A 19,567-nucleotide genomic window follows, 5' to 3' on the forward strand; every position below is an offset into this window, starting at 1 on the left:
CATGGCCCTGTCCGGTGTGCGCCGAGCGCGCCCGGCCCACCTGGTGTCCTGGCTGGACCAGCCGGGTGACCAGCTCGGCTTCTACGTCCGGGCGCTGCTGTGGACACCGCGCGCCCTGCGCCGCTACCCGCGCGAGGCGATCCGGCTGCTCAGCGAGGTCGCGTTCGGCTCCGGCGCGCTGGCGGTGATCGGCGGGACGGTCGGCGTCATGTTCGGCATGACGATCTTCACGGGGGTGGTCGTCGGCCTCCAGGGGTACGCGGCCCTCGACCAGATCGGCTCCTCGGCGTTCACCGGCTTCGTGTCGGCGTACTTCAACACCCGCGAGATCGCCCCGCTGGTGTCGGGGCTGGCGCTGTCGGCGACCGTCGGCGCGGGCTTCACCGCGCAGCTCGGCGCGATGCGCATCAACGAGGAGATCGACGCGCTGGAGGGCATGGGCATCCACTCCCTGCCCTACCTGGTCACCACCCGCATCATCGCCGGGACCGTCGCGATCATCCCGCTGTACGGCATCGGCCTGCTCAGCTCCTACCTGGCCTCGCGCCAGGTCACGCTCTGGTTCAACGACCAGTCCGCCGGGACCTACGACCACTACTTCAACATCTTCCTCGCGCCCGAGGACGTGGTGCTGTCGTTCGTCAAGGTCCTGATCTTCAGCGTGATGGTGATCCTGGCGCACTGCTACTACGGCTACCGCGCCGTCGGCGGCCCGGCGGGCGTGGGCGTGGCGGTGGGCCGCGCGGTCCGCACCGCGATCGTGCTGATCAGCGTCACCGACTTCTTCGTCAGCCTGGCGATCTGGGGCGCCACGACCACGGTGAAGGTGACCGGCTGATGGCGCGCGACACCACGATGACCGTCGTCGGCCGACGGCTGACGGGCGTGGCGTTCCTGCTGGTGCCCGCCCTGCTCATCTGGCTGTCGATCGCGATCTACCAGAAGCGATTCACCGACGCCGTCATGGTGACGCTGCGCACCGGGACGGCCGGGCACGAGATGCACCGCCAGGCCGACGTGAAGGTGCGCGGCGTGGTGGTCGGCGAGGTCCGCTCCATCACCGCCGACGGCGGCGGGGCCCGCCTGCTGCTGGCCCTGGACCCGGACCAGGCGCGGCTGATCCCGTCCGACGTCACCGCGCAGCTGCTGCCGACGACGGTGTTCGGGGCCCGGTTCGTGTCGCTGGTCCCGCCGCCGAACGGCACCGGCCGCCCGATCGCGCGCCACGCCGTCATCACCGAGGACCGCAGCCAGAACGCCGTCGAGCTGTCGGAGGTCCTCAACAACACGATGCGGCTGCTCAACACCCTCCAGCCCGCCAAGCTGTCGGCGACGCTGAACGCGATGTCCACCGCCCTGCGGGGCCGGGGCGACCAGCTCGGCGCCAACTTCGTGCAGCTGGAGTCCTACCTGCGCAAGCTGAACCCCGAGGTCCCGGCGCTGGCGGAGAACCTCCGGCAGCTCGCGCGCTTCTCCCACGGCCTCGCCGACGCCTCGCCGGACCTGCTGGACGCCCTCACCGACTTCACCGTCACCAGCCGCACCATCGCCGAGCAGCGCCAGGGCCTGGCCGAGCTGTACGAGGCGACCGGCGGCATGGCGGCTGACCTCACCGACTTCCTGCGCCGCAACTCCGGCAACATCATCGAGCTGGCGGAGACGAGCCGCGGCTCGCTGGCGCTGGGCCGCCGGTACGCGCCCGCCGCGCCCTGCCTGTTCCGGACGATGGCCGACTTCGTCCCGAAGATGAACCGGGCCCTCGGCAAGGGCACCGACCGGCCGGGCGTGCACGCCACCGTCGTGACCGTCCCGCACAAGGGCCGCTACCTGCCCGGCCGGGACCGGCCCCGCTACGACGGGGGCGGCGGGCCGCGCTGCCCCAGCGTCCCCTACCTGGCGTCCTCGGGCGGCCGGGTGATCCCGGCGGGCGGCAACCCCGTGCAGGCCGGCGCGACCCCCGGCAGCGGCCTCGGCCCCGCCAACTCCCCGTCCGAGAACGACCTGGTCAACGAGCTGGCGGGCCCCGCCCTCGACGAGGTCCCGCAGTCGTTGCCGGACTGGTCGAGCGTGCTGCTCGGCCCGATCTACCGGGGCGCGGAGGTGAAGGTGAAGTGAGGCTGTCCGGACAGGGCCTGAAGGGCCTGGGGTTCCCCCTGGTCAACTCGGTCGTCTTCATCGTCGTGACGGTGCTGGCCACCGGGCTGCTGGCGGCCGGCATCACCGACACCAGCAGCGGCGACCGCGTCTCCTACTACGCCAAGTTCACCGACGTCGCCGGGCTGCACCCGGGCCACGGCGTGCGCATCGCGGGCGTCCGGGTCGGCCAGGTCGAGGAGATCAGGGTGACGGACCGGCGGCTGGCGCTGGTGCGGTTCTCGGTGGACCGCGACCGGGAGCTGCCCGCCGGGGTCACCGCCTCGGTGCGGTACCTCAACCTGGTCGGCGGGCGCTACGTCGCGCTCGGCCAGGGCGCCGCCACCCCCGGCCAGGCGCTGCGGCGCGGCGGGACCATCCCCGTCGAACGCACCACCGGCCCGCTCAACCTGACCCAGCTGTTCCAGGGCTTCCAGCCCCTCATGCAGGCGCTGTCGCCCGGCGACGCCAACCGCCTGTCGGAGTCGATCGTGAAGGTGCTCCAGGGTGAGGGCGGCACGGTCGAGAGCCTGCTGCGCACCGTCGGCGAGCTGTCGTCCACCATCGCGAGCCGCGACCGGGTGATCGGGCAGGTCATCACCAACCTCAACACCGTGGTGCGGACCGTCAACGCCCGCGACGCCCAGCTCGTCGACATGATCACCACGGTGCGGCGGTTCACCTCCGGGCTGGCCGCCGACCGCCGGCCGATCCTGGACGCGTTCCAGGCGGTCGGCGACCTGGGCGACGCCACCGCCGACCTGCTGCACGTCGGACGCCGGCCGCTGCGGGACAGCGTCATCGGGCTGCACCGGCTCAGCGACAACCTCAACCGCGACGAACCGCTGGTCGAGCGGTTCCTGCGGCGCCTGCCGCACAAGACCGAGACGCTCGCCCGCCTCGGCTCCTACGGGTCGTGGATGAACTTCTACCAGTGCGAGGTCAAGTTGATCGGCGTGACCTATGCCGGTTCCGACGTCGACAAGCGTCCGCCGCCCACCGGCCTCCCGCTGAAGGACGCGAGGTGCCGCGGATGAGGGCGCCGAGGCTCAAGCCGGTGCGCGACCGCAACCCGATCGCGGTGGCGCTGGTCGGCCTGCTCGCGCTGCTGCTGCTCGGCGCGGTCGCGTTCCGCGCCGACGAGCTGCCGGTCGTCGGCGGCGGCACCGCCTACACCGCGCACTTCTCCGAGGCCGCCGGGCTCAAGGACGGCCAGGAGGTCCGCGTGGCGGGCGTGAAGGTCGGCAAGGTCACCTCCGTGAGGCTGGCCGGGAACAAGGTCGCGGTCACGTTCCGGGTGAAGGACACCTGGATCGGCGACGCCACCACCGCCACCATCATGATCAAGACGCTGCTCGGGTCGAAGTACCTGGCGCTGGACCCGCTCGGCGCGAACCGGCAGGACCCGCGCAGGCCGATCGGGCTGAACCGCACGGTCGCGCCCTACGACGTCACCACCGCGTTCGAGGACCTCGGCAGGACGTTCGAGCGGCTCGACACCGAGCGGCTGTCGTCGAGCCTGACGACGATCTCCAAGACGTTCGAGAACACCGCCCCGAGCGTGCGGACCGCGCTGACCGGGCTGTCGGCGCTGTCCCGCACGATCGCCTCCCGCGACGCCGAGCTGGCGCAGCTGCTGGCCGGGACCAAGCGGCTGTCGGCCACCCTCGCCGACCAGAACTCCCAGTTCGAGACCCTGTTCAAGGACGGCAACGTGCTGCTGGCCGAGCTGAGCCGCCGCCGCGAGGCGGTGCACGCCCTGCTGGTCGGCACCCGCCGCCTCGCCCAGGAGATCATCGAACTGATCGACGAGCTGGACGGCCCGATCCGGCCCATGCTGGCCTCCCTGGACCAGGTCACCGCCCTGCTGGAACGCAACCAGCGCAACCTGGACCGCGCGCTGCGGGTCGCCGCCCCCTACACCCGCCTGGTCGCCAACGCCACCGGCAACGGCCGCTGGGTGGACGGCTACCTGTGCGGCACCGTCCCCAAGGAGTACCTGGAGAACGGCCGCTGGAAGCCGCCCGTCGTCGGCTGCCGGCCGCCGCACCTGACCGGAGGCCGCTGATGGTGCTCGCCCCGCTGCGCGACAACCGCGCCCGCGTCCTGGAAGCGCTGCTGCTGGTGTTCGTCCTGCTGGTCGCCGTCGGCCTGGTCGCCGTGCTGGCCGGACCGTCGGGCCGCAAGGTCACCGCCTACTTCACCACCGCGATCGGCGTCTACCCCGGCTCCGACGTCCGCGTGCTGGGCGTGAAGGTCGGCTCCATCGACTCGGTGGAACCGCAGGGCGGCAGGATCAGGGTGGTGATGGACGTGGACCGCGAGGTCGACGTCCCCGCCGACGCCCGCGCCGTCGTCATCGCCCCCAACCTGGTCTCCGACCGCTACGTCCAGCTCGCCCCCGCCTACAACGGCGGCGCGAAGCTGGCGTCCGGCGCGGTCATCGACACCGACCGCACCGCCACCCCCATGGAGCTGGACCAGCTCTACGACGCGGTCCGCAAGTTCACCACCGACCTCGGCCCGCAGGGCGTGAACGCGCGGGGCGCGCTGTCGGAGGTCATCCGCGTCGGCGCGGCCAACCTCGGCGGCAACGGCAGGCTGCTGAACACCACGATCGCCGAGATGGGCAAGGCGTCCACGACCCTCGCCAACTCCAGCGACGACCTGTACGCGACCGTCGGGCACCTCAACCGCTTCAGCGAGATGCTGCGCGCCAACGACGGCCGGATCCGCGAGGCCGAACGCCGCCTCGCCGACGTCAGCGGCTACCTGGCCGCCGACCGCGAGGAACTGGCCGCCGCGCTGGCGAACCTGGCCCGCGCGCTCGGCGAGGTGAAGGAGTTCATCGTCGACAACCGCAGGCTGCTGAAGAAGAACGTCGACAGGCTCGCCGACATCACCCAGGTCCTGGTGGACCAGCGCGCCGCCCTCGCCGAGACCCTGGACAACGCCCCGCTGCTGGCCCAGAACGCCATCAACGCCTACGACCCGGGGACCCGGTCGCTGATGAGCCGCGGCAACCTGCTGGAGATCACCAAGGCGTTCGGCGCCACCTCCCAGCCGGGCGTGGACCCGGTCGCCACCGACACCCGCCCGGTCTGCGCCGCCGCCGGCTCGGCGACCCCGGAGCTGCGCGCCCAGTGCGAGCGGCTGCGCACCTCCGGCCTCACCGCGGCGCCGCCGTCGGCCCCCGACGACGCGCCGCCGCTGCCGCTGCCGCCCGCCGGTTCCCGCTACACCGGCACCGCCCCGAAGGGAGGCCGCTGATGCGCGGGCTCAGAGCCGTCGCCGCCGGGCTGGCCGCGCTGCTGGCGGCGGGCTGCTCGTCGGTGTCGCTGGAGGAGATCCCGCTGCCGGGCGGCGCGAAGCTCGGCGACCACCCGTACACGGTGAAGGTGCAGTTCGAGGACGCGCTGAACCTCGTCCCGCAGGCCGCCGTCCGCGTCAACGACGTCCCGGTGGGCCGCGTGCAGAAGGTGTCGCTGCCCCGCGACTCCTGGAACGCCGAGGTCACCCTCCTCATCAACGGCGACGTCAGGCTCCCCGCCAACGCCGTCGCGAACCTGGAGCAGTCCAGCCTGCTGGGGGAGAAGTACATCCGTCTCGCGGCCCCCGCCGCCAACCCCGCCGCCGAGCGCCTCGCCGACGGCGCGACCATCCCCCTGGCGCGCACCACCCGCAACGCCGACACCGAGGAGGTGTTCGGCGCGCTGTCGATGCTGCTGTCCGGCGGTGGCCTGCCGCAGATCCGCACCATCAACCAGGAGCTGAACAAGGCCCTCAACGGCCGCGAGGACAAGGTCCGCCAGTCGCTGCGGAACCTGAGCCACCTGACCGGCACCCTCAACCGCAACCGCCGGTCGATCGTGGACGCCCTCGACGGCCTCAACCGCCTGTCCTCCACCGTCGCGGCCCGGCGCGGCCAGGTCGACACCGTCCTCACCGACCTGTCGCCCGGCCTGAAGGTGCTGGAGGACCAGCGCGGCCAGCTCGTGCGGATGCTGCGCCGCCTGGAGGAGCTGTCCGACATCGCGGTGCGGACGATCCGCGCGAGCCAGGACGACACGGTCGCCAACTTCCGCGACCTGGCGGTCATCCTGCGCAAGCTGTCCGACGCCGGACGGGACCTGCCGCGCTCGCTGGAGGTGCTGCTGACGTACCCGTTCACCGACGAGGTGCTGAAGGGCGTCAAGGGCGACTACCTCAACGGCTACCTGACGGTGGTCGCGGCCAGGGGCAACGACTGCGTGATCCCGCCGGTCAAGCCAGGCGACCCGAAGGAGGACCTGAAGAGGCTCAGCGTCAAGGCGCTCCCTCCGCAGGGACCGCTGCCGGTGCCCTGCCCGTCGGTCAGCGGCCCCCCGACACCGACCCCCACGCCGACGGCCACCACCCCGACCACGCCGGCGGACCCCCGGGCCCCCGTCCGGGACGACCGCCCGGCGCTGCCCCTGCCCACGATCGACGAGGGGAACTGAGATGCTGACCTTCGCGATCCGCACCAGGATCGTCGTGTTCGTGGTCCTCGCGGTCGCCGTGCTCGGCTACCTCGGGTCCGCCTACGCCGACCTCGGCCGCTACGTCGGCATGCGCGGCCACTACGTGGTCCGCCTCGACCTGCCCGCGACCGGCGGCCTGTTCCAGGGCTCGGCCGTCTCCTACCGGGGCGTCACGGTCGGCAAGGTCGGCCGGCTCGACCTCACCCGCGACGGCGTCCGGGCCGAACTGCGGATCGAGGACGACGCGCCGCGCATCCCGAGCGCGCTCCAGGCGGTCGTCGCCAACCGCTCGGCGGTCGGCGAGCAGTACGTGGACCTGCGGCCCGCGTCCGACTCCCGGCCCTACCTGGAGCACGGCTCCCAGATCCCGCGCAGCGCGACCACGATCCCGCAGCCGGTCCACGTGACCCTCAAGAGCGTCAACGACCTGGCCGCCTCGCTGCCGCTGAACGACCTGCGCACGCTCGTCGACGAGCTGGGCCAGGCCTTCGCCGGGCAGGGACCGCACCTGCAGACGCTCCTGGACACCAGCAGCCGGTTCGTGGCGGCGTCCGACGCGAGCTTCCCCGAGACCCGGAGCCTCATCCACAACGGCACGGTCGTGCTGCGGACGCAGAACGAGGAGATGGGCTCGTTCAAGGCGTTCGCCGCCAACTCCAGGCTGCTGGCGCGGACGCTGCGCTCGGCCGACGGCGACATCCGGAAGATCATCGCGGACGGTCCGGGGACCGCCCGCGAGGTCCGCGACCTGATCCGCGAGCTCGACCCGGGACTGCCGGAGCTGCTGGCCAACCTGATCACCGTCGCCCGCCTCACCGACGCGCGCCTCGACGGGCTGGGGGACCTGTTCGCCAACCTGCCGCAGGCCGCCGCGATCGGCCCGGCGATCGTCCAGGACGGGCGGCTGCGGCTCGGCCTGGTCAACACGTTCTTCAACCCGCAGCCCTGCACCCGCGGCTACGGCCGCACCCCGTACCGCAACGGCCTGGACACCTCACCCGCCCGGGGCCTCAACGCCGACGCGCGCTGCACCGAGGCCCCCGGCACCGGGATCAACGTGCGCGGCGCGGCCAACGCCCCGCGCGGCGGTGTCCCGGCCCCGGCGCGGCCCGGCACGCTCCGCGACGATCCCCGGGTCCGCGAGCTGCTGGGGGCCGCCGGCCTGCCGGTCCTCGGCCAACCGGCCGCCACGGACCTGCGCGGCCTGCTCGGCCTGGGCGGTGCCCGATGATCGGCAACCTCTGGTCGGTCCGCTGGCTGCGCCCGCTGGGGTTCGCACTGTGCGTCCCGGCCGCCGCCCACCTGGCGTTCTCCTGCTGGTCGCTGGCCCAGTCGGGCCGGGGCGCCGACCACGACCTGGCCGCCGAACGCGACGAGCTGGCGCGCACGGCCGTCCGGCAGATGACGATGTTCAACAGCATCGACCCCAAGCGCGCCGACCTGGACATGGGCCAGTGGATGGAGGAGGCCACCGGCCCGTTCCGGGAGGTGCTGCAACGCGACATGACGACGGCGCGGGCCAGGTTCGCCAAGCAGGACAGCCCCGCGCGCGGGCAGGTGACGGCCCTGGCCGTCACCGACCTGAACACGAGGGCGGGCACCGCGACGGTCATCGCCTCCGTGCGCGTCCGGATCGGGGAGCCCGGCGCCGCCACGCCCGAGAGCGAGCAGCGCAAGCGCTACCAGGTCGAGATGCGGCGCGTCGCGGGCGGCTGGAAGGTCAACACCCTGACCGCCCTCAACCCGGCGGGCCCGGCGACCGGGGGGAGCGTCCCGTGAGCGTGACCGAGCACGGCAGGCGGACGCCCCGCGTCCGCGTCCCGAAGAAGGCCCCGCGCCCCCCGCTGTGGCGGAGGTGGCTGCTCCTGCTGTGGCCGCTGGCCCTCGCCGCCGCCCTCGCCCTCACCGGCCTGGCCGTCGGCGGGTGGGCCGAGCGCCGCGAGGCGGGCTCACCGGCCGTCAACCGGGCCCTCGTCGACAGGTCCGGCGACGCCGAGCTGATCAGGGAGCTCTCCGCCTCGATCGCCCAGATCTTCACCTACAGCCACGGCGACCCGGCCGCGACCGAACGTGCGGCGTCCCGCGTCCTGACCGGCACCGCGGCCGCCCAGTACCGGACGCTGTTCGGCCAGGTCAGGCAGAGCGCGCCGACCCAGCGGCTGTCGCTGACCACCAAGGTGACGCGGGCCGGGATCGTCCGGCGGACCGCCGACGGCGCCGCGGTCCTGATCGTGTTCCTCGACCAGACGGCCACCCGCGCGGGCCGGCCGACCGGACCGCCGGTCGCCGCCCAGCTCGTCGTGACCGCACGCGACGACGACGGCTGGCGGATCAGCGACCTCCGGGCCGCCTGACGACAAGGATGGAACCCAGGTGAGCGATACCAAGACCGCCGAGAAGTCCGAACCGGAGACCTCGGAGCCGGAGGCGAAGGACACCGAGCGGCCCGCCGGGAAGGAACCCGGGGCCAAGCCAGAGGAGCCGCCCAAGGACCGGCCCACGAGCCCGCCCCTCCGCAAGGATCCCCTGGTCAGGGTGGCCGTCGCGCTGGCCGCGGCCGCCGCGGTCGCGGCGGCCTGGTTCGGCTGGTCGTACCACGCGGCCTCCCGCGACGACGGGCTCGCGTTCGCCCGCCAGCGCGACGAGGCGCTGCGCGCCGCCGAGCAGGCGGTCGTCAACCTCAACACCCTGGACCATCGCAACGCCGACGCCGGGCTGAAGATCTGGCAGGACTCGACGACCGCCGATCTCTACGACCAGATCGTGCAGGGCCGCGACCGCCTCAAGCAGGACGTGGAGAAGGCGAGGACGACGAGCACCGCCAAGATCCTCGAATCGGGCCTCACCGAGCTGGACGCCCACGCGGGCAAGGCGAGCGTGGCCGTCGCCGTCCGGATCACCATCACCGCCGCCGACGGCAGGCCCGCGATCCAGACCCGCCGCCTGACCGGACAGCTCACCCGCACCGCGGCGGGCTGGAAGCTGTCGTCGCTGGGCCAGGCCCCCTCCGGGGCGACGGGCTGAACGGGGGACGACGATGAAAAAGAAGATCACCCGCATGCGTCTGGTGGCGTTCCTCGGAGCCCTGACCGTCGCCCTCGGCGGAACGGCGGCCTGGTCGGCGGCGCGGGCGAGCGACCTGACCGGCAGCCCGTCGGCGCGGAACGGCGCGCTCAGCGACAACGCCCGCACCAGCGAGGTCAAGGGCCAGATCACCAACGCGGTGAACACGGCGTTCTCCTACAACTACGCCGATGTGGCCAAGACCGAGAAGGCCGCCCAGGAGCTGCTGACCGGCAAGGCGGTCCAGCAGTACAACCAGATGTTCGCCCTGGTCCGGCAGCAGGCGCCGCAGCAGAGGCAGATCCTCACCACCACGGTCACCGAGTCGGCCGTGAAGACCCTGTCCAAGGACCGGGCCCGCCTCCTGGTCTTCGCCGACCAGCGCAACACCCGCACCGACAAGGGAAAGACCGCGTATTCGGCGGCCGTCTTCGCGGTGGACGCGATCCTCGTCGACGGCAAATGGAAGATCACCGAAATCGACACCCTCGGAAACGCACAGTGAACGGAAAGTCCCGAGAATGCGCAAGCCGACCCGGAGCCCGTTCCCGACCACGCACTGATCGGTGTGGCCGTCGCCGCGAACGACTGGTGTCCGGCGACGGTCGGCGGGGGCGGAGGATTGCATCCCGACGCTGCTGAACCCGGGCGACGAGCTCTCCGTGACAGGCGGGTGCGAGGTTTCACCGAAACGGGCGGTGACCAGCCTTCGGCATGGTGGTGATCCATGACAAGGGGCGGCCGGCATTTGTCTTCCGATGACAGTCGAGCGAAGATCAAAGGCTAATCGAATGACAAAAACGAGCATGCTTGAAAAATGGCGGAAATTGCCCGGTCCACACCATTGATCTGGTGTGACCGACAGCATATCGTCCGTCTAGACGACACGACGGGACAGGGTGGTCCTGGAGCCGGAAGAACCCGTTGGGACGCTTTCGGCGAGGTCCCGTCACACCCCCAGACTTCGGAGGAGTCGCCCCTGCTCGAATCGCACGGTCAGTGTCCCTACTAGACACAGAAACCACCCCGGGAAGGGAAACAGAACTGACATGCGAAAGCTGACCCGTAACGTCCTCACCGCCGGTGCCGCCACCGTCGTCGCGCTCGGCGTCACCAGCACCCCCGCCTGGGCCGCCACCTGGACCGTCAGCGGCGGCACCAGCATCACCGGCACCAACACCACCAGCCTCATCGCCAAGGACACGGCCACCGGGGCGACCGTCAACTGCTCCAAGTCGACCGCCTCGGGCACGGCCGTGAACGGGACCGGCCTGTCCGGGACGGGCCTGGCCTCACTCAACAGCGTCGCGTTCTCCACGCCGACCAACCCGAACGGCTGGTGCAGCGGCCCCGCCGGCATCGTCGTGCAGGTGACCGCGACCGGTCTGCCGTGGAAGTTCAACGGCACCAGCTACTCGGCGGGCGTGACCACCGGCACGCTCACCGGCGTCAAGGCCACGATCCACGGCAGCGACGAATGTGACGCCACCATCACCGGGCCCAGCGGCGGCCCCGGCACGATCAGCGGCACCTACACCAACTCCACCGGCGTGCTCTCGGTGAGCGGCGGCAACCTGCGGGTCGCCACCGTGGACGCCGACTGCGACCCCACCCTGATCAACGCCGGCGACCCGATCACGCTGTCCGGCAAGTACAAGATCAGCCCGATCCTCACCGTCACCAGCCCGTGACCCGCGGGGGACCCACCCCCTGACCCGGACCGCCCCGCTCCCGCGCGGGGCGGTCCCCACGGCCGTAAAGGAAACGACTGATATGCGATGGACGCCTCGCCGCGCCGGTTGGACGGCGGTGGTCACCGGAAGCGTGACCCTCGCCGGCCTGACCGCCGGTATCCCGCCCGCTCTCGCGGACATCGGGGCGGACGTGCCGTACCTGTGCATCACCTCGGTCGGCACGCACCGGATCGGCGTCGAGGTGGCGGCGGCGAAGGTGGGGCCCGGCCGGACCGGCCAGCAGATCAGGATCGGCGACGTGGCGGTGGCGCTCACGATTCCCGGCGACGCGGTGCGGGACTTCCTGGGGGAGACGGCGGGTGACCCCCCCGCGGGCGCCGTGGGCGTTCCGGTCTCCGGAACCGCCCTTCTCGGCGTGAGCGTCGTGCAGGGCGCGCGCTCCGCCGACCTGTCCTGGCCGCCCTTCCCCGTCTCGGGCGACCGGGTCCTCCCGGAGGGGGACGAGCGGGAGCGGCGGCCGGTGAAGATGACCGGAAAGGTGAAGGCCCCGTCGCTCGTCCCGGACTCTCCGGGGACGGTGACGCTGGCCGCGGGCGAGCTGGTCCTCTCCCTCACCGACGGCGGGACGGCGGGCCGGCGCCAGGCGATCCGCTGCGCCCCGGAGAAGCCCGCGACGCTCGGCCGGATCCACGTCCGCGCGGACGCGGCCCCGTCGCCACGCCGTTCCCCGCGGGCCGATGAGAACACGACCCCCGCGACCAACGTGGACTGCCGGGAGATCCCCGCCCCCGGGACGGACCCGGACCACGCGCTCAACGAGCACCCGTACCTGCGGGAGGTGTTCAGGAAGCCGCCTCCTCCGCCGGGCAGGTGGGAGACGTTCGACGCGCCGCGCAACCTTCCGTACTGCATCAGGGCGGCGGGGTTCGCCAACGTCCGGAAGCTGGGCGCCGCCACCCCCATCGGCGCGCAGACCCTGCTCAGGCGCGGCGTCAAGGGGGTGCGGAACGCCGACCCCGAGCGGTCCGTCAACTACTCGGAGCAGTACAGCTACTTCACGACCCACGCGGTCCCCTCCACCGCCTCGATGCTCGGCTTCGGGTTCATGCCCACCCGGGCGGTCGCCCACGTGGAGCAGGTCCGGCCACCGGGCCGGGACGCGAACGGGCGCCCGTACCCCGTCACCGGCAACCTCCGTAACGCGGTGGCCACCAACGGCCAGATCGGAAGCCCACGCGACGACGAGGCGTGGGGCAGGTCCTACGTCGCCATGCGCGTCGGTGGCGTGGACGTCAACGGCGTACGGCTCCCGCTCGGCCCGAGATGCGGAACGGGACCGACACCGCTGAAGATCTACTCCTTCCTGGGCAACGTCAGGACGGGCCGGGTCTTCATCACCTCGGGAAGCACCTTCACCGGAGAGGTCACGGTCCCCGACTTCACCGGATGCGGCGTGGGAGAGGACCTCAGCCCGCTGCTCACCGCCAGCATCTCCGGGAGCGGCAACCAGGTGCGCCTGGAGACCGGACGGTGGTGCAGCGCCCGGAACCCGCAGCTGTGCGGCGAGGCGGACGAGCCGCAGACCCTGACCATCAGCCCCGGCGGCAGGGTGGCCATCACCGCGAAGTCGTTCGCCATCTCCTCGGCCGACATGACCAGCAGCATCACGTGTGACTCCTGGAGCCTGAGGCCCACCTTCAAGGCGGGACGCTGGCAGCAGCGCTTCTTCTTCGCCACGGCGAAGGGGGCGAGCTTCCAGGGCTGCAAGCTGACGACCCCTTCGGGGGAGACCCCCGTGAAGGTCTCCTCGGACTCGACCGTCAACGTCAGCGTCAACAACGTCATGACCGACGGGACGATGTCCGTCCGGTTCGGCGGGCTCGTCATCAGCGCCGTCGCGACCGTCGACGGCAGGCGCTGCGAACTGCGGTTCGGCAACGAGCCCAACTTCGAGGACACCGAGACCGAGCGCCCGATGGAGGTCTTCGGCAGCTATCTCGCGAGTGCGCCGAAGGACATCAAGGGCGTCGTCTTCGCCGGCTCCGGGAACGTCGGCATCACCCCGAAGACCGACTGCCCTTCCGGAGTTCCGGGCTTCGGCCCGGAGGACTACCTGCCGGCCACGAGCGGGGACCTCGAAATGAGCCCGCCGCAGAAGATCACCAGCCCCTAGCGGTGGATGTCACCTTCGTCCGAGCCTCACGCGGGGATGAGCCGGATTCTCTGTCCAGATGTCACGTCTCCGCCGGAAACGTGAACAGTGAGCTGAAAGGGAAAACCGTGAAGAAACTCTCCCAGGCCGGATGGGCCGCGCGAACCCTCGTACCCGCGGCAGGGGTCGCCCTGGCGCTGACGGGCGCCACCGCCGCGCAGGCCGCCCCGGCGAAACCCGCCGCGCCCGCGCAGCGGGCCGCCGATCCGGTGCCGGCGTTCGACTTCAAGGACTGTCCGACGCTGCCCACCAAGTACGCCAGACTCGGCTCGACCTGCTTCGAGGTCGTGGTGACCAGCGGTCAGTTCAAGCTCGGCAAGTTCGACCAGCAGCTCACCTCGCCGGTCCGGATGACCTTCGCCAACGCGCTCGACCCCGAGACCGACACCTACACGGCCATCTTCGGCAAGATGCACTCCGAGAAGATGGTGGTGCGGCCCGGCATCTTCGGCGACCCGATCCTGACGGCCGTGTACGCCAAGCCCGAGTACGCGGGCGTCTTCGACCAGCCGACCGGGCTCGGGTTCCCGATCAAGCTGGGCCTCCAGATCCGCCTGACCAACCCGTTCCTGGGCGGCGCCTGCCTGATCGGCAACAGCACCAACCCGATCGTGCTGAACCTGACGACCGGCACGACCGCCCCGCCGGCGCCGACCCCGCCGATCACCGGCAAGACGCCGACGATCATCCAGCGGGACCCGTTCGTGATCCGTTCGGCGACGCACGTGGACAACACCTTCGCGGTGCCGGGCGCCAAGGGCTGCGCCCTCAACGTGGGCCTGGTCAACCACATCGTGAACGGCCAGGCCGGGGTGCCCGCCGCGGCGGGCCAGAGCCAGATGGTCTTCAACGAGTACATCGGCCAGATGCCCTACACCAGGCTGCCGTAGGACACCGCCGTCACGGGCCGCGCCTCGCCCTCGCGGGCGCGGCCCGTTCCTCCCTCGGAAGGACCGGTCACGGCGCCGGGGCCGCGCGGCCGCGCCGCCGCGCGCCCGGCCCGCCGTCCCCGGCGGGGACGGACACCGTGACCCTCGAGGTCCACCGGGCGGAGTCGAGGCGCGCCGGGGGGCCGGGGGCGCGGGCTCCTGAGCCGGGCCGTGCTCGCGAAGGACCACCCCGCGGGCACGGCCCACCCCGATCCGCTCCCGATCCGCTCCCGGGGCGTTCCGCCTGATCGCCCCCATGTCCCGACCGGGCTCCCGTCACGTGCGGCGTGACGGGACGCCGGCTACTTCCACTTGCGGTCGTAGACCGGGGTGTCCTTCTTGTCGCACGTGGAGCCCCAGACGGTGCCCTTCACGCACGCCCTGACCTTGATCGACCGGGGCGTCCCCTTCCACCAGTAGACCTTCGTCTTCTTGTGGGCCCCGCTGATGTTGAAGGAGTTCTCGACGCCCTCCCAGGTCTTCCAGGTGACGATCGCGACGGGGTGGCGCTTGTCGCTCGCGGTGTCGGTGAGCTCGTAGCGGATCTGGAGCTGCTTCTCGCCCATCTCCCAGCGCGTGCGGTACCGCCACTTGACGGCGGCACCGCGGACCGGCTTCTTGATCTTGCCGCTCTTCCACTTGGTCCAGCCGTCGGCCGCGGCCGAGACCGGGGCCGGGACCGGGGTCGCGGCCTGGGCCGGGACGGGGGCCGCGGCCTGGGCCGGGGCGGCGGTGGCGAGCGACGCCGCGGCGAACAGGCCGGCGGCGGAGAGGGTGAGCGTTCGACGCATGAGGGTGTTCTCTTCTCGAAGGGCCGGGGAGCGTGCGGCCGGCGACCGCACCGCCGAGGAGTCTGGCTCCCGCGGCGGACGCCGGACCAGAGCCCACGGGGCCATCTCCGACCACCGCGACTGGCCTCCAGGCACCATCCCGGCCGGTGGGACCCTGTGATGTAACGCGCGGAGCCGCCCGTGCCAAGAAGTGCAAACAGCACAGGGCGGGAGGCCACTGGATGGGAGAGACGAAGCCGTCCCCGGACGCGGATCCGGAGGATGTCACCGCGATCGGGCGCGATCCGGCGGCGCTGGAGGTGTTCTACCGGCGGTACGTCGCGGACGTGACCCGCTTCGTGGCGCGCCGGGTCGCCGACCCGCACACGGTCGACGATCTGACCACCGAGGTGTTCCTGGCCGCGATCGACGCGGCCGAGCGGTACCGGACCGGCCGGGGGAGCCCGCGGGCGTGGCTGCTGGGCATCGCCCGGAACGTGGTGGCCGCCGAGTGGCGGCGCCACGCCGGTGAGCTCGACAAGGCGCGGCGGGCGGGCGGCCGCCGCCATCTGGACGGTGACGACATCGCCCGGTTGGAGGAGCAGATCGACGCCGAGCGGGCGGCCCGGACGCTCCACGCGCGGCTGGCCGTGCTGCCGCGGCGGCTGCGCGGTGTCGTCGAGCTCGTCGACCTGGACGGCCTGACGCTGGCCGAGGCGGCCGCGGCGCTGGGCGTCCGCGACGGCACCGCCCGGGTCCGGCTGCACCGGGCCCGGAAGCGGCTGAAGGACGCCACCCCGCAGGGCCGGGAGGAACCCGCCCGGCCGACCACCGACCTGCCGTCCCCCGTGATGAAGGGAGTCTCCCCATGAGCAGCACCTCCACCGACGACACCCCGCTCGCGGGTTACCAGGAACGACGGCTTGCCGAGCTGACCGCGGCGGTCGTCGCCAGGACGGAACGGGACGCGCGCGCGTCGGCGGTCCGGCCGCCGCGCCGCCAGGGGCGGGCCCGTCGGCGGTCGGTGTGGGCCGCCGCCGGGGTGACGTGCGCGACCGCCGCCGGGGTGCTGGCCTGGCCGGGGGGCGCCCAGCCCGCCTACGCGGTGACCCGGGACGCGTCCGGCCTGGTCACCGTCAAGGTCACCGAAGAGATCCTGAACTCGCGGAACGCCGACGCGCTCTCGCGCGAGCTGCGCTCGCTGGGCGTCCCGGCGGTCGTGTTCTCTATCCCGGAGGGCCAGGTGTGCCCGCAGCCCCATGCCAGGACGGTGACCCTGCCGCCCAACGTGTACGAGATGCCGGGCGGTCTCTACACCCTGCCGAGGGACCTGCCGCGGCCGGACGGAGGCTGGCAGATGACGATCAATCCGGGCCGGTTCAAGCCGGGCCAGTTCATGGTCTGGACGCTGACCACCGGCGGCGCGTTCGACCAGAACCGCCGGCGCGTCGGTTCCGCGACCTCCACCGGCACCTTCCTGGTCACCGGACGGGTCGTTCCGTGCCGTTACCGGCCGGCGCCGCCGCAGTCGCCTCCGCCGCCCGCCCCGAAGATCGGAAAGGGGGGCGACGCGGTGATCGGCATGGACAGCAACGGCGGTTACGTCGCCTTCGCGAACGACCGCTGACGGGCCGGGGCGGACGCGGAGATCTGGTATTTCGACGCCGGTGAGCACCGGCTCGAACGGCTGGACGTCGGCTACGCCGGTTACCTCGAAGGGGTACTGCCGTCCGTGGGCGCCCACGGACGGCAGTACCCCTTCGCGACGTGAACCTGCGGCGCGAGGTGAACCCCCACACCGTCGCGGGCCTGGAGCGGATGCTCAGCGTTCTTCCGGAGATCCTGCCCGGACACGACCACGAGCCGCTGCGCCGACGCTTCGACGCCCGCTGCTGAGCGAACGCCGACGCCCGTGGCGCCGCCTCAGGCGGCGCTGCGCCACAGGGGGGGCATCTCGATTCCGGACAGGCGCCAGCCGTCGGGGGTGCGCACGGTGGTGTAGGCCGCGCGCAGGCCGGCGGTGCGGACCAGGCCGTCGTCGGGGCGGTGGGAGTACACGACGCCGTAGGCGGTGACCTCCGCCTTGTCCCCGTCCAGGTCGATGAGCACGTCGGAGGTCACGTGCTGGCTGTGGTCGGCGTCGTCGCTGACGCGGCGCAGGTAGTCGACCAGTTCGGTGAGGCCGTGTGCCGCGCCGCGCGGGCTGCGCAGGACGACGTCGGGGGTGTAGAAGCGGTCGACGCCGGCGTAGCGGCGGTCGTCCCGCCAGCTGAACCGGTGGTCGTCCAGCCAGCGGTTCATGCGGGTCAGCAGGTCGGTGATCTCGGCGCGGTCCGTCAGCGGGGTCGGCTCGGTCATGGCTCCTCATTTCGTTGGGGTTGCCAACATTGGATGCGCCAACGTTAACACCGCCCCGGCCGGACCGGTAGGGGTGGAGCGATAATTGATGGCGGCCCCAACGTTCGCCGGGTCCGATCATGCCGCCGGCGGCCGGGGCCGCCTGGCCGCGCGAGGCGGGGTACCCCGAGCCGGGCCGCGATGCGGCCTCGCGCCTCGGCGGTACTTCTCAAAGAGATCGAGCGCACTTCTCGTCATCGTTTCCCCGCTCTGGCATGACGTGCTTATGGGGAACGTTTTTGGCTCGGATCCGGCGCGACACGCTGTTGCCGAATGGTCCCGGGCGAGGGGTGGCCGTCGCTCCCCGGCGATGTTGCTCGCCGCCGCACCGGAAATGAAGCAGACGGCCCTTCTGGTGGCGCGGCGCCTTGGCCTCAAGGCCCGCAGGCGCTCGGCGCTCTTGAGATGCCACCGGCAAGGGTGGCCGATCTGGACTCGGGAGAAGATTTCCCGGCCCTGCCAATAATCTCCGATCAGTCCCATGGTGCCTTTCTTTGAAAGAGGGCGAGGGTGGCGATAAGGGCGACTCCGGGTCTGTGGGTGACCTTGGAGGGGCGGCGGAGCCGACACCCGTGATCGCCACTCGTGGGGCGCTGAGCTGGACGGTCGGCCCGTCCGCTCCCGCGTGCGGTGAGTGCCGACCGGACACCTGTCAGGTGGGAATGTAAACGCGGGGGACGTCGACCGAAACCCATTCAGCGGGACGCCGCCGCGCTTGGTTCCCTCCACGGGATTTTTGGGGAGTCCACCTGTGGACCATTTCCTGATCGCGATCGTTCACGGGGGATTCGTCGGCCGGATCTCCCTTTCTCCATCGCCCGGGTTTCGGGCGGTGAGGGGTTGCGGCATGGCGAGTCGTTTGTCACCTCGAAGTGGATGTGGCATGGCGGAACGGGTCAGTGATCCGCAGAGTTATCGGGTGGTTTGTAACACTTTTAAAGTAGGATGCGAACATTTGTCGTGTTTCAAATGGTGCACAAAACCGAAGGGGGTGGTAATGCTCTTTCGGGCGGGTAACGATTCGTTCGTGGGCGGCGCCGGAAAGGGATCCCGAACCATTGCCCACACATCGCAGGAACCCGAGAAAGGACGTCACGATGAAGCGGTACGAGACCCCGTCCCTGACGGCGGCCGGCTCCTTCCGGAAGCGCACCGGCCTGCTGCGCTTCTCCGGCAACGACCGGCTCATCCTGTCGAAGAACTGACGACCGGGAACTGATCACCTCTGATGGCTGATCACAGCGAGAGGCCGGGCCACGGCGAGACGTTCTTCGCGGTCCTTCCCGACCGCGAGGCCGCGCTCGCCGTGGCCCGGCGACTGGACGCGCCGACCCCGCGCACCGTTCCGTACCCCTCGGGCCGTCCCTGGCTGGTCGGCTCCTGGGCCGACGGCGAGGTCACCGCGGTCCGCGCCGGGGACGTCAGCCTGGCGGTGGTGGGGCAGTGCGCGGTCGATCCCGACCGCCTCACCCGGCGGGCCGCCCGCCTGACCGGCCTGTCGGACCTGTCCCGGCTGGCCCGTTCGCTGCCCGGCTCCTTCCACCTGGTGGCGGCGCTCGGAGGCCGGCTGCGCGTGCAGGGCAGCGCCTCGGGGCTGCGGCTGGTCTTCCACGCCCGCGTGGACGGCGTCACGGTCGCGGCCGACCGTGCCGACGTCCTGGCGGAGCTGGCCGGGGCCGACCTCGACGAGACCCGGCTCGCCGCCCGGCTGCTGTGGCCGGTGCCGCACCCGGTCGGCGTCGCGCCGGTGTGGCGCGGCGTCCACGGCGTCGAACCCGGCCACCACCTCACCGTCGACGCCGACGGCCGGACGGCCCGCACCGGCCGCTGGTGGGCGCCGCCCCGGCCGGACCGGCCGCTGGCCGAC

Annotated in this window: 21 protein-coding genes and 1 pseudogene; 19 read left to right on the forward strand and 3 right to left on the reverse strand. The window is 72.0% G+C overall.

Going from position 1 to position 19,567, the window contains the following annotated elements; genetic code table 11:
- Nucleotide 1 precedes the first annotated feature (1 nt).
- From AKI01S_RS32335 to AKI01S_RS32400, 14 genes are all read left to right on the forward strand, one after another.
- Nucleotides 2-838: an MlaE family ABC transporter permease gene (locus AKI01S_RS32335; RefSeq protein WP_067826209.1), complete on the forward strand. Its 837-nt coding sequence runs from the start codon at nucleotides 2-4 to the stop codon at nucleotides 836-838.
- Nucleotides 838-2,115, forward strand: a complete 1,278-nt coding sequence (locus AKI01S_RS32340; RefSeq protein ID WP_067826210.1) for an MCE family protein — start codon at nucleotides 838-840, stop codon at nucleotides 2,113-2,115. Before AKI01S_RS32335 ends, AKI01S_RS32340 begins: the two co-directional genes overlap by 1 nt.
- Nucleotides 2,112-3,170, forward strand: coding sequence for an MCE family protein (locus AKI01S_RS32345; protein WP_084000466.1), 1,059 nt, complete (start codon nucleotides 2,112-2,114; stop codon nucleotides 3,168-3,170). The genes AKI01S_RS32340 and AKI01S_RS32345 overlap by 4 nt, the downstream gene beginning before the upstream one ends.
- Nucleotides 3,167-4,201, forward strand: a complete 1,035-nt coding sequence (locus AKI01S_RS32350) for an MCE family protein (protein WP_067826237.1) — start codon at nucleotides 3,167-3,169, stop codon at nucleotides 4,199-4,201. Before AKI01S_RS32345 ends, AKI01S_RS32350 begins: the two co-directional genes overlap by 4 nt.
- Nucleotides 4,201-5,403, forward strand: a complete 1,203-nt coding sequence (locus AKI01S_RS32355; protein WP_067826212.1) for an MCE family protein — start codon at nucleotides 4,201-4,203, stop codon at nucleotides 5,401-5,403. The genes AKI01S_RS32350 and AKI01S_RS32355 overlap by 1 nt, the downstream gene beginning before the upstream one ends.
- Entirely contained in the window at nucleotides 5,403-6,614 is a 1,212-nt protein-coding gene (locus AKI01S_RS32360; RefSeq protein WP_084000467.1) for an MCE family protein, read from the forward strand. The genes AKI01S_RS32355 and AKI01S_RS32360 overlap by 1 nt, the downstream gene beginning before the upstream one ends.
- Before the next feature lies 1 nt (nucleotide 6,615).
- Nucleotides 6,616-7,866, forward strand: a complete 1,251-nt coding sequence (locus tag AKI01S_RS32365) for an MCE family protein (RefSeq protein WP_067826214.1) — start codon at nucleotides 6,616-6,618, stop codon at nucleotides 7,864-7,866.
- Nucleotides 7,863-8,414 (forward strand): hypothetical protein, encoded by a 552-nt coding sequence (locus tag AKI01S_RS32370; protein ID WP_067826215.1) that lies wholly within the window; start codon nucleotides 7,863-7,865, stop codon nucleotides 8,412-8,414. The genes AKI01S_RS32365 and AKI01S_RS32370 overlap by 4 nt, the downstream gene beginning before the upstream one ends.
- Nucleotides 8,411-8,989 (forward strand): hypothetical protein, encoded by a 579-nt coding sequence (locus AKI01S_RS32375; RefSeq protein ID WP_067826216.1) that lies wholly within the window; start codon nucleotides 8,411-8,413, stop codon nucleotides 8,987-8,989. Before AKI01S_RS32370 ends, AKI01S_RS32375 begins: the two co-directional genes overlap by 4 nt.
- Nucleotides 8,990-9,008: 19 nt before the next feature.
- Nucleotides 9,009-9,659 (forward strand): hypothetical protein, encoded by a 651-nt coding sequence (locus AKI01S_RS32380; protein ID WP_218009902.1) that lies wholly within the window; start codon nucleotides 9,009-9,011, stop codon nucleotides 9,657-9,659.
- Nucleotides 9,660-9,672: 13 nt separating this feature from the next.
- Complete coding sequence (locus tag AKI01S_RS51065; RefSeq protein ID WP_157420304.1) at nucleotides 9,673-10,203, forward strand: hypothetical protein; 531 nt, start codon at nucleotides 9,673-9,675, stop codon at nucleotides 10,201-10,203.
- A gap of 544 nt (nucleotides 10,204-10,747) precedes the next feature.
- Nucleotides 10,748-11,389: a hypothetical protein gene (locus AKI01S_RS32390; RefSeq protein WP_067826219.1), complete on the forward strand. Its 642-nt coding sequence runs from the start codon at nucleotides 10,748-10,750 to the stop codon at nucleotides 11,387-11,389.
- An 82-nt stretch (nucleotides 11,390-11,471) separates the two neighbouring features.
- A complete protein-coding gene (locus AKI01S_RS32395; protein WP_157420305.1) occupies nucleotides 11,472-13,565 on the forward strand; it encodes a hypothetical protein in 2,094 nt (697 codons plus the stop codon).
- A 107-nt stretch (nucleotides 13,566-13,672) separates the two neighbouring features.
- Nucleotides 13,673-14,494, forward strand: a complete 822-nt coding sequence (locus tag AKI01S_RS32400; RefSeq protein WP_067826223.1) for a hypothetical protein — start codon at nucleotides 13,673-13,675, stop codon at nucleotides 14,492-14,494.
- On the opposite strand, the gene AKI01S_RS51070 is transcribed toward AKI01S_RS32400, so the two are convergent.
- Both AKI01S_RS51070 and AKI01S_RS52955 read right to left on the reverse strand, forming a co-directional pair.
- Nucleotides 14,476-14,649: a hypothetical protein gene (locus tag AKI01S_RS51070; RefSeq protein WP_157420306.1), complete on the reverse strand. Its 174-nt coding sequence runs from the start codon at nucleotides 14,647-14,649 to the stop codon at nucleotides 14,476-14,478. The genes AKI01S_RS32400 and AKI01S_RS51070 overlap by 19 nt on opposite strands.
- 186 nt (nucleotides 14,650-14,835) lie before the next feature.
- On the reverse strand, nucleotides 14,836-15,324 hold the full coding sequence (locus AKI01S_RS52955) for a hypothetical protein (RefSeq protein WP_067826225.1): 489 nt from the start codon (nucleotides 15,322-15,324) through the stop codon (nucleotides 14,836-14,838).
- A gap of 221 nt (nucleotides 15,325-15,545) precedes the next feature.
- Here AKI01S_RS52955 and AKI01S_RS32410 point away from each other — a divergent pair, with 221 nt between their 5' ends.
- From AKI01S_RS32410 to AKI01S_RS54390, 3 genes are all read left to right on the forward strand, one after another.
- Nucleotides 15,546-16,175, forward strand: coding sequence for an RNA polymerase sigma factor (locus AKI01S_RS32410; protein ID WP_067826227.1), 630 nt, complete (start codon nucleotides 15,546-15,548; stop codon nucleotides 16,173-16,175).
- Nucleotides 16,172-16,930 carry a hypothetical protein gene (locus AKI01S_RS32415; RefSeq protein WP_067826229.1) on the forward strand — a complete coding sequence of 253 codons (759 nt, stop codon included), beginning with the start codon at nucleotides 16,172-16,174 and terminating at the stop codon, nucleotides 16,928-16,930. The genes AKI01S_RS32410 and AKI01S_RS32415 overlap by 4 nt, the downstream gene beginning before the upstream one ends.
- Nucleotides 16,931-17,070: 140 nt before the next feature.
- Nucleotides 17,071-17,199, forward strand: coding sequence for a hypothetical protein (locus AKI01S_RS54390; protein WP_281186164.1), 129 nt, complete (start codon nucleotides 17,071-17,073; stop codon nucleotides 17,197-17,199).
- 27 nt (nucleotides 17,200-17,226) lie between these two features.
- On the opposite strand, the gene AKI01S_RS32420 is transcribed toward AKI01S_RS54390, so the two are convergent.
- Nucleotides 17,227-17,661 (reverse strand): nuclear transport factor 2 family protein, encoded by a 435-nt coding sequence (locus AKI01S_RS32420; RefSeq protein WP_067826231.1) that lies wholly within the window; start codon nucleotides 17,659-17,661, stop codon nucleotides 17,227-17,229.
- 1,136 nt (nucleotides 17,662-18,797) lie between these two features.
- Here AKI01S_RS32420 and AKI01S_RS51080 point away from each other — a divergent pair.
- Both AKI01S_RS51080 and AKI01S_RS32425 read left to right on the forward strand, forming a co-directional pair.
- A complete protein-coding gene (locus AKI01S_RS51080; RefSeq protein WP_157420307.1) occupies nucleotides 18,798-18,905 on the forward strand; it encodes a keywimysin-related RiPP in 108 nt (35 codons plus the stop codon).
- 23 nt (nucleotides 18,906-18,928) lie between these two features.
- A pseudogene (locus AKI01S_RS32425) lies at nucleotides 18,929-19,567 on the forward strand (asparagine synthase); the annotation flags it as partial.

Origin of the sequence: Actinomadura kijaniata NBRC 14229 (assembly GCF_001552175.1) — a bacterium.
Lineage (GTDB): Bacteria > Actinomycetota > Actinomycetes > Streptosporangiales > Streptosporangiaceae > Spirillospora > Spirillospora kijaniata.

Excerpts from the sequence above, each read along its gene's own strand:
- AKI01S_RS32335 (WP_067826209.1), top strand. The coding sequence starts at position 2 with ATGGCCCTGTCCGGTGTGCGCCGAGCGCGCCCGGCCCACCTGGTGTCC.
- AKI01S_RS32340 (WP_067826210.1), top strand. The coding sequence starts at position 838 with ATGGCGCGCGACACCACGATGACCGTCGTCGGCCGACGGCTGACGGGC.
- AKI01S_RS32350 (WP_067826237.1), top strand. The coding sequence starts at position 3,167 with ATGAGGGCGCCGAGGCTCAAGCCGGTGCGCGACCGCAACCCGATCGCG.
- AKI01S_RS32355 (WP_067826212.1), top strand. The coding sequence starts at position 4,201 with ATGGTGCTCGCCCCGCTGCGCGACAACCGCGCCCGCGTCCTGGAAGCG.
- AKI01S_RS32360 (WP_084000467.1), top strand. The coding sequence starts at position 5,403 with ATGCGCGGGCTCAGAGCCGTCGCCGCCGGGCTGGCCGCGCTGCTGGCG.
- AKI01S_RS32365 (WP_067826214.1), top strand. The coding sequence starts at position 6,616 with ATGCTGACCTTCGCGATCCGCACCAGGATCGTCGTGTTCGTGGTCCTC.
- AKI01S_RS32370 (WP_067826215.1), top strand. The coding sequence starts at position 7,863 with ATGATCGGCAACCTCTGGTCGGTCCGCTGGCTGCGCCCGCTGGGGTTC.
- AKI01S_RS51065 (WP_157420304.1), top strand. The coding sequence starts at position 9,673 with ATGAAAAAGAAGATCACCCGCATGCGTCTGGTGGCGTTCCTCGGAGCC.
- AKI01S_RS32390 (WP_067826219.1), top strand. The coding sequence starts at position 10,748 with ATGCGAAAGCTGACCCGTAACGTCCTCACCGCCGGTGCCGCCACCGTC.
- AKI01S_RS32395 (WP_157420305.1), top strand. The coding sequence starts at position 11,472 with ATGCGATGGACGCCTCGCCGCGCCGGTTGGACGGCGGTGGTCACCGGA.
- AKI01S_RS52955 (WP_067826225.1), bottom strand. The coding sequence starts at position 15,324 with ATGCGTCGAACGCTCACCCTCTCCGCCGCCGGCCTGTTCGCCGCGGCG.
- AKI01S_RS32410 (WP_067826227.1), top strand. The coding sequence starts at position 15,546 with ATGGGAGAGACGAAGCCGTCCCCGGACGCGGATCCGGAGGATGTCACC.
- AKI01S_RS32415 (WP_067826229.1), top strand. The coding sequence starts at position 16,172 with ATGAGCAGCACCTCCACCGACGACACCCCGCTCGCGGGTTACCAGGAA.
- AKI01S_RS32420 (WP_067826231.1), bottom strand. The coding sequence starts at position 17,661 with ATGACCGAGCCGACCCCGCTGACGGACCGCGCCGAGATCACCGACCTG.
- AKI01S_RS51080 (WP_157420307.1), top strand. The coding sequence starts at position 18,798 with ATGAAGCGGTACGAGACCCCGTCCCTGACGGCGGCCGGCTCCTTCCGG.